This is a genomic window from Synechococcus sp. BS56D, assembly GCF_004332405.1.
GTDB lineage: Bacteria > Cyanobacteriota > Cyanobacteriia > PCC-6307 > Cyanobiaceae > Synechococcus_C.
The window spans coordinates 214,925-229,389 of record NZ_PHQU01000003.1 but is presented as its reverse complement, the minus strand read 5'-3'; the positions used below and the strand labels follow the sequence as shown (position 1 = coordinate 229,389).

Below are 14,465 nucleotides of genomic sequence, written 5' to 3'. Positions count from 1 at the left end.
GATTGCCGGCGATCACCGCTCAACCATGCCACTCGGTGTCAGGTCCCGCAGAATGGACCGATGGCGATGCCCCGGCTCCACCCCCGCACGATTGAAGCCGTCAAGGAGCGTGCCGACATCGTTGATGTGGTTGGTGAGCACGTTGTGCTCAAGAAGAAGGGGCGTGAGTTCGTCGGCATTTGCCCGTTTCACGACGACAGCAAGCCGTCGATGACGGTGTCGCCCGCCAAGCAGTTCTATTACTGCTTTTCCTGCGGGGCCGGAGGGAACTCCATCAAGTTTTTGATGGAGTTGCAGCGTCAGAGTTTCGGCGATGTGGTGCTGGATCTCGCTCGGAAATATCAGTTGCCGGTCGAAACGGTCGAGGGGCCCCAACAGGAGCGTCTGAGGCAGCAGCTCTCGCGCCGTGATCGTCTTCACCGCGCCTTAGCCCTGGCGGCGGGATGGTTCCGCAGTCAGCTCAAGCAGCCTGTCGGCGCTGAGGCGCTGGCCTATCTGCGTGAGTCCAGAGGGTTGAGTGAGGCCACCCTCGAGAGTTTTGAACTTGGCTATGCCCCCGATCAGTGGGATGGTCTGTTGAGCCATCTGCAGCAGGTGGAGGGGATGCCTCCCGAATTGCTGGAAGCGGCCGGTCTCGTCGTGCCCCGTAAGGGCGGCAACGGCTTCTATGACCGTTTCCGCCACCGGGTGATGGTGCCGATCCGCGACCGGCAGGGCCGCGTGATCGGGTTCGGTGGCCGCAGCCTGGATGGTTCGGAACCGAAATACCTCAACTCCCCTGAAACGGAGGTGTTTGAGAAGGGCAAGCATCTTTTTGGCCTGGATCGGGCTGCCAATCCGATCCGTAAGGACGACCGCGCCGTTGTGGTGGAGGGCTATTTCGATGTGATCGCACTCCATGCGGCCGGAATTACCAATGCAGTCGCCTCCCTGGGTACGGCCCTCAGCAGTCAGCAGATCACCCAACTCTGTCGCTGCAGTGACGGCAAACGCATCGTGCTCAATTTCGATGCAGACGGTGCCGGGGTGCGGGCCGCCAACCGGGCCATCGGTGAAGTGGAGCAGCTGGCCTTGCAGGGGCAGCTCGAGCTGAGGGTGCTGCATCTGCCCTCGGGCAAGGATCCTGATGAGTACCTCAAGGAGCACGGCGCCGGCGACTATCGCGCCCTGCTCGATCAGGCTCCTCTCTGGCTTGATTGGCAGATCGAGCAAGTGCTCGAGGGACGTGATCTGGCAAAAGCCGATCAGTTTCAGCAAGCTGTTGCCGCCCTGGTGCAACTCCTGGGCAAGTTGCCCCAGTCAGCCATCCGTACCCATTACCTGCAGCAGGTCGCTGAACGGCTCAGCGGCGGCCAGGGGCGTGTGGCGCTTCAGCTCGAGGACGATCTACGCCAGCAGGTCAAGGGGCAGCGCTGGCATGGGCGCTCAGCCCGGTTCGAGCAACCGGGGGAATCCAGTCAGCGTGAGCGCTGTGAAGCGGAGCTCCTGCGCCTTTACCTGCATTGCCCATCGCATCGCGGTGTGATCCGCAGGGAGTTGCGGCAGAGGGAATTGGAGGACTTTGGACTTCAACATCACCGCTTGCTCTGGTCTGCCATCAGTGAGCTGGAGGAAACCAACCTGGATGCTGGCCAGCTGGAGGCAATCAGCAGGGGGGAGGATCCCGGGCATGCACTTGCGGATCTGGATCTGCCGCGGTTGCTCACCGATCAGCTCATTCTTGAGAACAGCGCGCTGGTGTCGCGTCTGACCCCCCTGTTGGAGCCGGGTGAGTTGCAGATGCTGGCGTTGGCGAATCCGATCCAGCAGCTGCGCGGCACCGCCGCCATGCTCGAGCGGCAGAAGAGCATCAAACGTTGCCGCCATCTCTTGGAAGCCTGGGGTGGTCAACGGCTGGAGACTCTTGAGCGCTGCATCGCCTCTCTGATCAGTCAGGTGCAGCCCGAGTCCGACGTTGCCATCGACATGGAGGCGCGCATCCAGACCATGTTTGAGGAGCTGAACGCGGATGCATTGCGCTTCCAGGATCTGTATTACAGCGAACGCAAACACCTGGCCCATCTCGACCAGCAGCGTTGCGCCGGCTACACCGTGAGCGCGATCCCGCAGACTGATGCGTTGCCACCAGCGGCCTGATGGGGCTTTTTGAGCGGTTTCTTTCCCTTTGGATTGCTTTGGCGATCGTGGCTGGGGTCGCCATCGGCGCCCTGGTGCCCTCCCTGCCCGATACCTTGTCGAGCCTCGAGTTGGCCGGAATCAACCTGCCGATCGCTCTGCTGATCTGGGGAATGATTTATCCGATGATGCTGGCGGTGGATTTCTCCGCGATCGGAGGTCTCAGCCGTCAGCCGCGCGGTTTGCTCATCACCGTGGTGGTGAACTGGCTGATCAAGCCACTCACGATGACTGCCCTCGCCTGGGTGTTCATCCGCGGACTCTTCTCCAGTTGGATTCCCGTGGAGCTGGGGGATCAATACGTGGCCGGCATGATCCTGCTTGGCGTGGCCCCCTGCACGGCCATGGTCTTCGTCTGGAGCCGTCTCAGCGACGGCGATCCCAATTACACCCTGGTGCAGGTGGCGGTCAACGATCTGATCATGGTGTTCGCCTTTGCACCGATCGCTGCCCTTCTGCTGGGGGTCAGTGAGGTCTTGGTGCCCTGGGACACGCTGTTCGCTGCTGTCGGGCTGTTTGTCGTGGTGCCCTTGGCAGCCGGCTGGCTCACTCGGCTGTTGCTCCGCTCCCCTGGCCGGATTGAGCGTCTCGAACAGCGCCTCAAGCCACTCTCCATTGTTTGCTTGATCGGTACGGTGCTGCTGCTGTTCATGGTGCAGGCCCGCTCGATCCTTGCGGAGCCGCTGGCGATCCTGTTGATCGCTGTTCCCCTGATCCTGCAGACCTATCTGATCTTCTGGATCAGCGCCCAGTGGATGCGCCTCTGGGGCCAGCCCCGTGCCATTGCCGCGCCGGGGGCGATGATCGGCGCCTCCAATTTCTTTGAATTGGCCGTCGCTGTGGCGATCAGCCTGTTTGGGTTGCAATCGGGCGCTGCCCTGGCCACGGTGGTGGGCGTGTTGGTGGAGGTTCCCGTCATGCTGTCGCTGGTGGCAATCGCCAATCGCAACCGCCGTCTCTTTCCCGCCTGAGATGTCTGAATTCTTCGAGACCATCTGGCATGGCGATGGCATCGGTGATGGTGCCGATCTAGACGAGGCCCTGCAGGCCTATGTGGCCGTCAAGCCCGACGACAATGATTGGATTGCTGCCTGTGCGGCCGAGGGTGCGGATCCCAGGATCGAGCGTTTTGCCTCCTTCGAGGCCTATCTCGACAACGCCGAAGCCCTGGAGACGATCCCTGTGACCCCACAGATGATCGTGGTTGCGCTGGAGCAGCTGCCTCTCTGATGCCCTCCCCATCGATTGATTTCTCCGACACCCAACCGGTGAATCACCTCTGGCCTGCCATGGTCGAGCGGCTCGGCACCGACAAGGCCCAACGGGCGGTGCGTCAGGCGCTGGACCTCCAGGGGATGTCAGGCCATGGAGGTACCCTGCCGGTGCTGTTTTGTGAAACCTGCGGCTTGGCTTTGGCCAGCACTGATTTGCTCCGGGAGCAGACCGGTCTTAACGCCCATGGGGAGCGGATGGTGTTGCTATGCAGCCGCCGTGAGAAGGCTGTGCAGTTGCTTCAACAGGTCTGATCCTTCGTTGATCAGGACTCAGGAGGGCTTCAGAACCGTCACGTTCAGCGGTTGATTCAGAGGCATCACTTTGATCGTTCCTCCATCGAGAGGCAGCTGGTCAAAATTCAGGCTGCGTAAGCCTGGATTGTCATAGGTCTGGATGTAGTACACCAGGTTTTTTTGGTCAGCAGCCACACTCCACTCCGTGATCTCATAGGTGGTTGTGGATCCGGCTCCACCGAAGGACCCACCTGGCGGAAGCAAAATGCTCCCTGGTGGCAGATCAAACTGGCCCAGCAGACGAAACGCGGTTCCGACCTGTTGCTTGGTGCTGAGATTGGTTGGTGCGAAGCGGCTGAGCAGCAGGGCGCGAATGAAGCGGGAGGTGGAGAGGAAATCCCCTGGCAACCCATGCAGGCCACCACCGGTGCTGGTGGGTGGCAGCTTTAGGCCATTGATTGTCATCTCCGCCGGTGGCATGGCGCTCAAGTTGGCGTAATTCCCTGCCGTCGCCAGGTGATAGGGAAACGGGGGGTCGTTGGTGTAGGTCCCCGTTGGGTTGTCCATCATGGTCAGCGTTCCCTTGATGTATTCCACTGACAGGCTCTTGCCGCTGCGGTCATGCAATGTCATGTGGATGGGGAGTGGACCGCCAAAGGCCTTCACGGCGGCTCCGTTCACCAGGATCTTGGGAAGTCCTTGCTTCACCTCCTCGATGGTGGCGAAGTTGGTCAGCACATAGGTGAGCAGTTGGGCGCTGTTGATCGAGCGCTTGGTCTGTCCTGCTGGAACCTTTTGAAAGTCTGCATAGCCAGCGAAATAGAGCAGGCCGCCGGCCAATCCCTTTTCATTCATGCCATCGGGCACCACATCCTTGAGGCCCAGGGCATTGAGTCCCACCACGGCGTAGCGACTGGTCCAGGCGAGCCCGTTGCCAATGCCGCCGTTGGGCCCATTGCCGCGTAACGGCGTCCCCCGCTGAATCAACACGGCGGCGCTGTTCAGCGGTTGGCCGAATTCCATCGTGCGGCCATACACATGGCCACCGTCATTGCCTTTCAACGTGAAGCTTGTGCAGGCTTGAACGCTGTTCAAACCCGCGCCCCCAAGCACTCCTATCCCCGCAAGTGCGCCAATGACCTTGCTGCAAATCCTTTGCATGTTGTTTTTGTGTTGCGCGATCCACTTCATCGTGTGAATCGATTCCTGTTGTGAGGCGATCTGACCCTCTTTCTTTATGACTGTTTAGGCCCGCACGACCGGCACATCACTGAGCCGAGTGGTGGCGGCTCGTCCCAGTCGCTCCCGGCGCATGGCCCAACTGGGATCCAGTCCGCAGGCAGCCCATTGCACGGTGCCACGGCCGTAGCGCTGGTTCAGTCGGTCGATTGTGTTCATCAAGTTGTCGCGCCGTTGCTGCTCGGCTTCGCTGCAGGGCACCAGCAGGTGATGCTGCAGCTGGTCGCTGCTCTGCAGGTGCTGCATCAGTACCCCGGCTTTGGCGAGCTGGCGGTGCGGCTGGAAGATTCGCTCCACCAGAGGCAAAGCGGCGTTGAGCAGTGTTTGGGTGTCGTTGCTGGGTAGGTCTAGGCGAGTGCTGGCGGCCTGGCTGTAGAAGCCAGGGACGAAGGGACTGGTGCGTGTGAACACCGTGAGGGCGGCGGCCCGTTGCTGTTGCTTGCGTAGTTTCTCGGCGGCGCGCACCACGTAGGTGGCCACTGCTTCGCACAGTTCCTCCAGGCTGGTGATGGGTCGGCTGAAGCTGCGGCTTACGCAGGTCTCCTGCTTGGCGGAGGGGGCCAGATCAAGGGGTAGGCAGCTGTAGCCCTGCAGTTCCCGTTGCAGCCGCACACCCACCACGCCGGCTTTGGCCCGCAGTTCACCGCTGGGCATATCGCGCAGCTGGCGGGCATTGCTCACGCCCCGCAGCCGGCACCAGTGGGCCAGCTTGCGGCCGATTCCCCACACGTCTTCGATGGCGATTGTTTCAAGCCATCGGTCGACATCACAGCAGCGCACTAGATCAAACAGGCCGGCATGGGCCGGTTCCACCTTGGCCAAGCGGTTGGCGAGTTTGGCCTGCCCCTTGCTGGAGCCAAGTCCAATTGCGATTGGTAAGCCCAGGTTGCGTCGGGCCAGGGCGCGCAGGCGTCTCCCCCAGGGCAGGAGATCGCCGTCGGCCGGTCGGCTGAGCCGGGCGAAGGCCTCGTCGATTGAATAGATCTCCAGCTCCTCCACCTCCCCTTCCAGAAGGCTCATCAGCCGCTGGCTCATATCGGCGTAGAGGGCGTAGTTGGAGCTGCGCACCACCACGTCATGGCGTTCCAGGTCGCGCTTTGCTTGGAAATAGGGGGTGCCCATGGCAATGCCTAGGGCTCGGGCTTCGGCGCTGCGGGCCACGATGCAGCCGTCGTTGTTGGAGAGCACCACCACCGGTCTGCCGATCAGGGCTGGATCAAGGCTCTGCTCGCAAGAGGCATAGAAATTGTTGGCATCAATGAGGGCCGTGACAGCAGGCATGGGACTTGCCCCTGAGGGTTCAGAGCGGGTGAATGACATGGATCGCCACTCCCCAGATCTGCACATCGCCGCAGCGATGCAGGTCGAGGGGCGGATAGTCGGGATTAGCGGCCTCCAGGCGCAGCTGGCCGCGATGGCGTGCCAGTCGCTTGAGGGTGAAACCGCCATCAAGCACCGCCACCACCACCCGACCCGGCCTGGGATCGAGGCTGCGGTCCACCACAAGCAGATCGCCGTCATGAATGCCGGCGCCGGTCATGGAGTCGCCGCTCACTCTTAGAAAGAAGGTGCTGGTGGGATGGCGGATCAGTTGTTCATTCAGGTCGATCCCCACCTCCACGTAATCGTCCGCGGGAGAGGGAAAGCCTGCGGCCACCCGTTCGCTAGCCAGGGGCAGGTGGAGCGGATGGCGCTGGAGGCGCAGGGGCTGTGCTGCTTGAAGAGAGGAGCGATCGACCGGCAATGGAGACCATCCGACTCCATGGAATAGTACAGATGTTCTGGCTTTGTGGCTCTTGGGATCGGTGAGGATGCGCCCATTGCTCTGTTCCCGATGGCTGAGGCTCCTTATCTCGTCGCTCTAGCTCTGATCGAGCAGGAGGGGCGGCGGGCCTTGCCCCTCGCCGGTCGTTCGCTGACGGTCGAGGCCGCTGCTGCTGAGCAGCCCGTGGAGGTGGCCCATGCCCTGGCGCTGGAGCTGTTGCTGCGTGTGTGGCAGCGGAGTGACGACGGGCCGATTCGCCGTGTCTGTGGTCTGGACAGTCTGCTGCTGGTGGAGTTGCCGATGGAGCGGTTGCCGGAAGACTTGCCGGCTCTCAAGGCCGCCTGGCTGAACACGGGGGATACCCCAGCGTTCCAGGCCGGCCTTCGGGTCATGGCGGGCCGCGGCTGGACCCTGAGTGTCGCCAAGTTCCAGCCACTGACCCTTACGGCTTGGTGAAGAGGGCTGCTTCGATGGCGTGAACTCGATCCGTCCGAGATCCGCTCAGCTCGATGAATCGTGGTGCATCGTGCTCGGGAAAAACATCAAATCGCCTGTGGCGATAGATCTCTTTGAAGATTGCATCGACCTCATCTCGATAGGGAAGGTCGATTGGACGAATCCCATCGTCTTCCATGGCAACGGGCCACGACTCAGACATGGGAATGAAGACGAGAAGGTCTAGGTGGCGGAGGCTGTCACGAATGGAGCATTCCATGGCCTTGACAAACTGATCGGTGATGTCGGTACTGCCATGGTTGGCTGTGTATTGCGAGTAGGCGATGTAATCAACTGGGCAACGATCGAAAATCACATTGTCAGCAGGACTGGAATAAGAATTGATGCGGCTGGCGTTGTAAAACAACTGAATGCCGTTGTGGAGACGGTTGCACTCCTGCCGGAAGAGAATCTCGTAGTCCATCGCAGCCAGTGCGCGAAATGGTTCCTCTTCTCTGATGTACTCAGGGTGGGCTTGCACCCAGTCGTTCACCAAGGTGCTTTTGCCCAGAGAGTGGGCGCCTGAGATGGCAATGCGCATGGATGCCTAGACAAGGGTTCAAGCCCGGTGATAGGGGCTCCCCTGCAGGATCGCCTGGGCTCGGTAAAGCTGCTCGAGCAGCAGGAGCCGGGCCAATTCATGGGGGAAGGTCATTGGTGAGAGGCTCAGTTGCCAGCGGGCGGCAGCTTTGAGCTCATCGGTCAGCCCATCGGCGCCGCCAATCACAAAGGCCAGGCGTTCGTTGCCGAACTGGTCGAGTCGCGTGGCGAAGGGCACCGAGGCGAGGGTGTCACCCTGCTCCATCAGCATCACCGGGAGTTCATCGGATCGCAGAGCGGCACGGATCGCCTCCGCCTCCTTCTCTCTGCTGCTGTCCTTGAGTTCCACCACGGTGAGCCCAGGGAGTCGCTTGAGGTAGAGCTCCACCCCTTCCTGCACCCAGCCCTTGCGCACCTTGCCGACGGCGATGATCCGGCAGCGGGAGGGATTCAATCCTCTTCCTCGTCTTCCAGTAGCAACTGCCCGAAGGCCACATAGAGGCTTTCCTCTTCGCTGCCCGGCGTGACGGGGGGGCGCTGGGCGCGGGTGGTTTTGCCTTTGTTCGGCCGTTGACTGGTCGTCGGCGGTAAGGGGGAGCTGGTGGTTGCCGGGGGAGGGCGACGTTCGAGCTTGGTGCGCTCTTCCGCTTCCTTCAGGCGCTGCATCAGGTGCTCGGGCACCGTGCCATCGGGGCTCACGTGCATCAGTTCGCGAAACAGCTGCTCCGGGTTCTGCTCCGTTTCCACCTTGTGGCGTCGCTCACTGGCCTTCGGCGATGGTGCTGGTTTCGCCTCGGGCGCGGGCAGGGCCTGGGGAAGGCTCCGGCCCAGCTCCTTCAGGCGTTCCAGGCTGCGGGGATCGAAGCTCATCAGCAGCCGAGGGTGTCGCGGGTGTTGCGGCCGGTCACCGGATTGGTGCCTTCAGCGGCTGCGCAGAGGGTTTTGAGCACATCGCCACGCAGGGGCACGTTCGTGAAGTCAGCGCCGCTGATCGTCACGTTGATGAAGCGGGTGTTGAAGGCGAAGGCGTCCTCCAAGACCGCATTGCTGAGGTTGGTGCCATCCAGCACGGCGGAATCGAGGGTGGCGTCGCGAAGATTGGTGTTACTGAGATCGGCATCCTGCAGCTTGGCGCCGAACAAGCTGGCTCCCTGTAGATCACTGCCTGATAAATCGGCTTCGCGCAGGTTGGTGAGGTTGAAGGTGACGCCCTGCATCTCCCGTCCTGAGAAGTCTGCGCCGATCAGCACCTGCTTGGCGTAGTCCATGGCCGCCAGGGCTGGTGCCGGCTGCAGCACAAGAGAGAGGGGCAGCAGCAGGCCGATCAGAAGCACAAGCAGGCGTGAACGCATGGACCGCTGCGATTCCGGAGATATCGCCATTCTGAAGGGCTGGATCGGTTGGCGAGTGCGCAGTGGCGTTGAGGTGGCGTTGAGGTGGCGTTGAGGTGGCGCTGAAGTGCTATTGAATAGCACGAATTCGTAACGTTATTAACGCGAAGACGTGTCATGCAGTCTCGGCAATGGTTGGGGGGAATGCTTTGTCTTGGCAGTGCTGATCCGGGGGTGTCGGTCATGGGCTCAAGAGCGGTGCAGCCTCCGGATCAGGGCCAGTGGGCCGAACGCAGGGCGCTGCGCCTACTACGCCAGCAGGGCTGGCGCTGTTTGGCGCAGCGCTGGCGTTGCCGCTGGGGTGAGATTGATCTTGTGATGGCCAAGGGAGCGCCACCGCAGGGGCGGTTACTGGCGGTGGAGGTCAAGGGTCGGAGCTCAGCCGGTTTGGATGGATGGGGCCTGCATGCTTTCGGTTATCGCAAGCGCAGTTGCTTGGGCAGGGCGCTGGCCTGCTGGCAGGTCGAAAATCCCCTTTGGTCCAGCACGGGTCTAGAGGTGGTGCTGGCCTTGGTGCCCTTGCCCCCCAGTATCAAACCGGTGCGATGGATCCGGGTGGCTGCGTTCCTGCACAGTGAAGGATGGTCCCAGGAATCATGAGCTTCTCCGGCCACACCACCCGCAAGCGCTTCGGACAGCACTGGCTCACCGATGAGCGCGTGTTGGATCAGATTCTCAGCGCTGCTGATCTCCAGCCCGAGGATCGTGTGCTGGAGGTTGGGCCCGGTCGGGGCGCCCTCACCGAGCGACTGCTGGCATCGCCAGCGGCCCGAGTTCATGCCATTGAGCTCGACCGTGATCTTGTGGCGGGCCTGCAGGAACGCTTCGCAGGTGATTCCCGTTTCTCTCTGAGGCAGGGAGATGTGCTGGAAGGGCCACTCACCCTTCCCGACGATGCACCAGCCACCAAGGTGGTGGCCAACATCCCTTACAACATCACTGGCCCTTTGCTGGAGCGCCTGATCGGACGCCTCGATCGGCCTGTTGATCCTCCCTATCAATCGTTGGTGCTGCTCGTGCAGAAGGAGGTGGCCGAACGGGTTCGCGCCCGCCCCGGTGCCAGCAGCTTCAGCGCCCTGAGCGTGCGGATGCAGCTGCTGGCCAGCTGCCAGTCCGTTTGTGCGGTGCCTCCCCGTTGTTTTCAGCCGCCGCCGAAGGTGCAGTCGGAGGTGATCCGCCTCGATCCTCTGCCGATCAACCAGCGCCTGGAGCCGGAGCTGGCCCGCACGGTTGAGCGCTTATTGCGTATGGCGTTTCTCGCTCGACGCAAGATGCTGCGCAACACTCTGGCTGGCCTCTGTGCACCTGAACAGCTTCAGGATCTGACTGCATCAGCGGGAATTCAGCTGCAGCAGCGCCCTCAGGAGATCGCACCCGAGGCCTGGGTCCGCTTCGCTAGGGGTTTGAATCAGGCCGTCATCGCCTCAACGACGTCATGACGGCCACGGTTCGCGTCAGCGCCCCAGCCAAAATCAATCTGCACCTGGAGGTGCTTGGCCTCCGAGCCGATGGCTTTCATGAGCTGGCGATGGTGATGCAGAGCATCGATCTGGCCGATGAGCTCTCCTGCATCAACACCGCAGACGGCAGCTTGCATCTCACCTGTGATCGCGACGATCTGAGCTGCGGGCGCGACAATCTGATCGTGATGGCTGCGGAATTGCTCCGCCAGCGCTCTGGCTTTGGTGAACTGGGCGCCAGGCTTCATCTCAGCAAGCGAATCCCGATCGGGGCAGGTCTGGCCGGCGGCTCCAGTGACGGTGCAGCCGCCCTGGTGGCGCTCAACACCCTTTGGGGCTTGGGCCACAGCCAGGCCGAGCTCGAGTGCATGGCGGCAGACCTGGGTTCCGATATGCCCTTCTGCATTGCCGGAGGCAGCCAGCTTTGCTTCGGCCGCGGTGAAACCCTGGAGCCTCTGGTGGCTGGTTGCCATCGTTTTGGGGTCGTGCTCGTCAAGGATCCCCTGGTCAGCGTCTCGACCCCTTGGGCTTACGGCGAATGTCGACGCCTGCGCGGGGCCACCTACCTCGACGACGAGTCGGCCTTTGAGGATCGCCGTCAGGCTTTGCGTCAGGCGCCCTGGCTGCAGCCCCATGACGACCTGCGGATTCCTCCATTGCGCAACGACCTGCAGGAGGTCGTCGCCCCCCAGACCCCTGCGGTGCCAATCGCTCTGCAGCTGCTCGCGGACCTCCCTGGACAGCTGCGGGTGGCCATGAGTGGTTCCGGCCCGAGCTGTTTCGCTCTGTTCCCCGATCGCAGCGCTGCGGATCTTGCCCTTGAACAGCATCGGGAACAGTTCCATGACGCAGGGCTGGAAGCCTGGAGTTGTTCCTTTCTGGGCCATGGGGCCAAGCTGGCGGCATGAACAGCAAGAACAGCGGTCAACCGAATGAGGAGAGGCGCAAGGGTCCCCTCAGCTTCGTCTCGGGTTCCCTCACAAGCCTGTTGCTCGCCTGGTTGAGCCTCGGCCTCAGCAAGCGCATGGTGCTCTATTTCGCAGCCCATCCTCCGAACTACAGCTCACCGATTGCCCAAAGCATTGCCACGGCGCTCAAAACCCTGTTGATCGGCATGTGTTTCCTGGCCACCTTCAGCTTTGCCTTCATCGGCTTGGGCTTGTTTCTGGTGTTTCTTCGCAGTCTCTTCACAGGCCAGGAGCCCGATGCTGCCTAGCGTCTGACCGTGCCCTCATCGCTTCTAGAGCGACGTTCTTCCATGACGCCCCACGATCTCGGTCAGCTGGTTTTGCTTCTGTCTCCGGGCCTGCTCCTCTCGGTGCTGCTGCTCACAACCTTCGCCGCCGGAGGGTGAAGGCGCCCGGACTGAGATAGCTTGGCCGCTGATGCCGGCAAGGCCGGACCGACAGCAACGCCGTGGCAGGGACGCTTCTTTTCAACGCACTCCGTGAAGCCATCGACGAGGAGATGGCTCGAGATCCCCATGTCTGCGTGATGGGAGAGGACGTCGGTCAGTACGGCGGTTCCTACAAAGTCACCAAGGATCTGTACGAGAAGTACGGCGAGCTGAGGGTGCTCGACACCCCGATTGCGGAAAACAGCTTCACCGGCATGGCCGTCGGAGCAGCGATGACGGGCCTTCGCCCCATCGTGGAAGGCATGAATATGGGCTTTCTGTTGCTCGCCTTCAATCAGATCTCAAACAACATGGGCATGCTCCGCTACACCAGCGGCGGCAACTTCACGATTCCTACGGTCGTGCGTGGCCCCGGTGGTGTAGGCCGCCAGCTCGGTGCCGAGCACAGCCAGCGACTTGAGGCCTACTTCCATGCCGTGCCCGGCATCAAGATCGTGGCCTGCAGTACGCCCACCAATGCCAAGGGGTTGATGAAGGCGGCGATCCGCGACAACAACCCTGTGCTCTTCTTCGAGCATGTGCTCCTCTACAACCTGAGTGAAGAGTTGCCAGAGGGTGAGTACACCTGTGCACTCGATCAGGCCGACCTGGTGCAAGAGGGGACTGACGTCACGATCCTCACTTACTCACGCATGCGTCACCACTGCCTCAAGGCTGTGGAACAGCTGGAAGCCGATGGCATCAGCGTGGAGTTGATCGATTTGATCAGCCTCAAACCCTTTGATATGGAAACGATCGCCCGCTCGATCCGTAAAACCCATCGGGTGATCGTGGTGGAGGAGTGCATGAAGACCGGCGGCATCGGTGCCGAACTGATCGCCCTGATCACCGAGCAGTGCTTCGATGATCTCGATGCTCGCCCTGTGCGTCTCTCCAGCCAGGACATCCCTACCCCCTACAACGGAAATCTCGAGAACCTCACGATCATTCAGCCCCATCAGATCGTTGAGGCGGCTCAGCAGATCGTTCGCGTGGGGATCTGATCAATGGCGCGTCAGCAGGGCTGGTTTGCCCTCATCCTCGCCCTAGCGATTGCGGCGGCATCGGTGCTTGCCAGCTTCCCTTTGCAGCTTGGTCTTGATTTGCGCGGCGGCAGTCAGCTCACCCTCGAGGTGCAGCCCGGCGGTGAGATCAAAACCGTCAAGCCCGAGCAACTGGAGGCGGTGAAGGCGGTCCTCGACCGCCGGGTCAATGGATTGGGAGTCTCCGAGTCGACTCTTCAGACCATTGGTGACGATCAACTGGTTCTGCAGCTGCCTGGGGAGACCGACCCCTCCCGGGCCGCCAAGGTGCTCGGCAGCACGGCCCTACTTGAATTCCGTGCCCAGAAGCCCGGCACAGAGGAGGACATGCGTGGTCTGCTCAAGCTTCGCGCTCAGACCAAGGCCATCCTTGCGGCGCGTCAGGCTCGAGCCGAATCGGCACAACCCTCCCAGCAAAACGAGGATCTCGATCTCGAACAGCTCGCGAAGGCCCAGAAGGCTCTTGGTCTCAGTGGCAGTGCCGGAAGTGAGCAGCAGCAACTCGAGCAGCTGCTGGAGAAGGTCAACCAGGAGATCGTGGCCCGTTTTGAGCCTGCAGCACTCACCGGCAAGGATCTTGTGACGGCAGGTCGTCAGCAGCAGCCCAATACCCCCGGCTGGGAAGTGACCCTTTCCTTTAATCGTGAGGGGGGAGATGCCTTTGCTGAACTCACCCGCTCCATCGCCGGTACAGGGCGTTTGCTTGGCATTGTTCTCGATGGTCAGCCGATCAGTGAGGCGAGCGTCGGTGAACAGTTCAAAGCGGCTGGCATCACCGGGGGGGCAGCCTCGATCACGGGCAATTTCAGCGCTGAAGAGGCGAGGGATCTTGAGGTGCAGCTGCGGGGGGGATCGCTGCCTCTTCCCGTGAAGATCCTTGAGGTGCGCACGATCGGTCCCAGCCTTGGGGCCGAGAACGTCAGGCGCAGCTTGATTGCTGCCCTTTCTGGGCTGGCGCTCGTGGCCGTCTTCATGGTGGTGGTTTACCGGTTGGCGGGCTTCGTTGCCGTGCTCGCTCTCAGCCTTTATGCGTTGTTCAACCTCGCGATCTACGCCCTTCTACCCGTCACATTGACCCTGCCAGGCATTGCTGGATTCATCCTCAGCGTTGGCATGGCGGTCGATGCCAATGTGCTGATTTTTGAGCGCATCAAGGATGAGTTGCGGCGGGGCAACACCCTGATCCGTTCCATCGAGACGGGCTTCTCCGAAGCCTTCTCCTCCATCGTCGATGGTCACCTCACCACCTTGATCAGTTGTGCGGCTCTGTTCTTCCTCGGCACCGGTCTCGTGAAAGGCTTTGCCGCCACCCTGGGAATCGGCGTCTTGCTCAGCCTGTTTACCGCCCTCACCTGCACCCGTACGCTCTTGCGCTTCCTGATGAGTTATCAGGGCCTGAGGCGTATCAGCAATTTCATTCCAGAGCGACAGCTCCCCACGTCTCCCGTCTGAG

Annotated in this window: 18 protein-coding genes; 11 read left to right on the top strand and 7 right to left on the bottom strand. The window is 61.6% G+C overall.

What is annotated here, in order from left to right:
- The first annotated feature begins 60 nt into the window (after nt 1-60).
- Genes dnaG through CWE17_RS06010 form a run of 4 tightly spaced genes read left to right on the top strand, consistent with a single transcriptional unit; the run spans nt 61 to nt 3,701 of the window.
- A complete protein-coding gene (dnaG, locus tag CWE17_RS06025) occupies nt 61-2,136 on the top strand; it encodes a DNA primase (protein ID WP_131455454.1) in 2,076 nt (691 codons plus the stop codon).
- Entirely contained in the window at nt 2,136-3,146 is a 1,011-nt protein-coding gene (gene arsB / locus CWE17_RS06020; RefSeq protein WP_131455453.1) for an ACR3 family arsenite efflux transporter, read from the top strand. Before dnaG ends, arsB begins: the two co-directional genes overlap by 1 nt.
- Nucleotide 3,147: 1 nt before the next feature.
- Entirely contained in the window at nt 3,148-3,405 is a 258-nt protein-coding gene (locus CWE17_RS06015; protein ID WP_131455452.1) for a hypothetical protein, read from the top strand.
- Entirely contained in the window at nt 3,405-3,701 is a 297-nt protein-coding gene (locus CWE17_RS06010; RefSeq protein ID WP_131455451.1) for a hypothetical protein, read from the top strand. The genes CWE17_RS06015 and CWE17_RS06010 overlap by 1 nt, the downstream gene beginning before the upstream one ends.
- 18 nt (nt 3,702-3,719) lie before the next feature.
- On the opposite strand, the gene CWE17_RS06005 is transcribed toward CWE17_RS06010, so the two are convergent.
- From CWE17_RS06005 to CWE17_RS05995, 3 genes are all read right to left on the bottom strand, one after another.
- Nucleotides 3,720-4,778, bottom strand: coding sequence for a choloylglycine hydrolase family protein (locus CWE17_RS06005; protein WP_240789271.1), 1,059 nt, complete (start codon nt 4,776-4,778; stop codon nt 3,720-3,722).
- A 150-nt stretch (nt 4,779-4,928) separates the two neighbouring features.
- Nucleotides 4,929-6,203, bottom strand: a complete 1,275-nt coding sequence (locus CWE17_RS06000) for a Y-family DNA polymerase (protein ID WP_131455449.1) — start codon at nt 6,201-6,203, stop codon at nt 4,929-4,931.
- Between the two features lie 19 nt (nt 6,204-6,222).
- Nucleotides 6,223-6,666, bottom strand: coding sequence for a LexA family transcriptional regulator (locus CWE17_RS05995; RefSeq protein WP_131455448.1), 444 nt, complete (start codon nt 6,664-6,666; stop codon nt 6,223-6,225).
- A gap of 90 nt (nt 6,667-6,756) precedes the next feature.
- Here CWE17_RS05995 and CWE17_RS05990 point away from each other — a divergent pair, with 90 nt between their 5' ends.
- On the top strand, nt 6,757-7,143 hold the full coding sequence (locus CWE17_RS05990; protein ID WP_131455447.1) for a hypothetical protein: 387 nt from the start codon (nt 6,757-6,759) through the stop codon (nt 7,141-7,143).
- On the opposite strand, the gene CWE17_RS05985 is transcribed toward CWE17_RS05990, so the two are convergent.
- From CWE17_RS05985 to CWE17_RS05970, 4 genes are read right to left on the bottom strand one after another with little or no spacing between them, the layout of a single operon-like run.
- A complete protein-coding gene (locus tag CWE17_RS05985) occupies nt 7,130-7,723 on the bottom strand; it encodes an AAA family ATPase (protein WP_131455446.1) in 594 nt (197 codons plus the stop codon). The two genes, CWE17_RS05990 and CWE17_RS05985, sit on opposite strands and share 14 nt — an antisense overlap.
- A gap of 18 nt (nt 7,724-7,741) precedes the next feature.
- A complete protein-coding gene (locus tag CWE17_RS05980) occupies nt 7,742-8,176 on the bottom strand; it encodes a 23S rRNA (pseudouridine(1915)-N(3))-methyltransferase RlmH (RefSeq protein ID WP_131455445.1) in 435 nt (144 codons plus the stop codon).
- On the bottom strand, nt 8,173-8,592 hold the full coding sequence (locus tag CWE17_RS05975) for a hypothetical protein (RefSeq protein WP_131455444.1): 420 nt from the start codon (nt 8,590-8,592) through the stop codon (nt 8,173-8,175). The genes CWE17_RS05980 and CWE17_RS05975 overlap by 4 nt, the downstream gene beginning before the upstream one ends.
- A complete protein-coding gene (locus tag CWE17_RS05970; protein WP_131455443.1) occupies nt 8,592-9,074 on the bottom strand; it encodes a pentapeptide repeat-containing protein in 483 nt (160 codons plus the stop codon). The genes CWE17_RS05975 and CWE17_RS05970 overlap by 1 nt, the downstream gene beginning before the upstream one ends.
- 156 nt (nt 9,075-9,230) lie before the next feature.
- On the opposite strand from CWE17_RS05970, the gene CWE17_RS05965 reads away from it, so the two are divergent.
- The 6 genes from CWE17_RS05965 (at nt 9,231) to secD (ending at nt 14,464) form a co-directional block, all read left to right on the top strand.
- Nucleotides 9,231-9,713: a YraN family protein gene (locus tag CWE17_RS05965; RefSeq protein ID WP_370318280.1), complete on the top strand. Its 483-nt coding sequence runs from the start codon at nt 9,231-9,233 to the stop codon at nt 9,711-9,713.
- Nucleotides 9,710-10,552, top strand: coding sequence for a 16S rRNA (adenine(1518)-N(6)/adenine(1519)-N(6))-dimethyltransferase RsmA (gene rsmA / locus CWE17_RS05960; protein WP_131455441.1), 843 nt, complete (start codon nt 9,710-9,712; stop codon nt 10,550-10,552). The genes CWE17_RS05965 and rsmA overlap by 4 nt, the downstream gene beginning before the upstream one ends.
- Nucleotides 10,549-11,481: a 4-(cytidine 5'-diphospho)-2-C-methyl-D-erythritol kinase gene (gene ispE, locus CWE17_RS05955; protein ID WP_131455440.1), complete on the top strand. Its 933-nt coding sequence runs from the start codon at nt 10,549-10,551 to the stop codon at nt 11,479-11,481. The genes rsmA and ispE overlap by 4 nt, the downstream gene beginning before the upstream one ends.
- A complete protein-coding gene (locus CWE17_RS05950; RefSeq protein ID WP_131455439.1) occupies nt 11,478-11,789 on the top strand; it encodes a DUF3082 domain-containing protein in 312 nt (103 codons plus the stop codon). The genes ispE and CWE17_RS05950 overlap by 4 nt, the downstream gene beginning before the upstream one ends.
- Before the next feature lie 200 nt (nt 11,790-11,989).
- Nucleotides 11,990-12,973 (top strand): pyruvate dehydrogenase complex E1 component subunit beta, encoded by a 984-nt coding sequence (locus CWE17_RS05945; RefSeq protein ID WP_131455438.1) that lies wholly within the window; start codon nt 11,990-11,992, stop codon nt 12,971-12,973.
- Between the two features lie 3 nt (nt 12,974-12,976).
- Nucleotides 12,977-14,464 carry a protein translocase subunit SecD gene (secD, locus tag CWE17_RS05940; protein WP_131455437.1) on the top strand — a complete coding sequence of 496 codons (1,488 nt, stop codon included), beginning with the start codon at nt 12,977-12,979 and terminating at the stop codon, nt 14,462-14,464.
- The last annotated feature ends 1 nt before the right edge of the window (nt 14,465 follow it).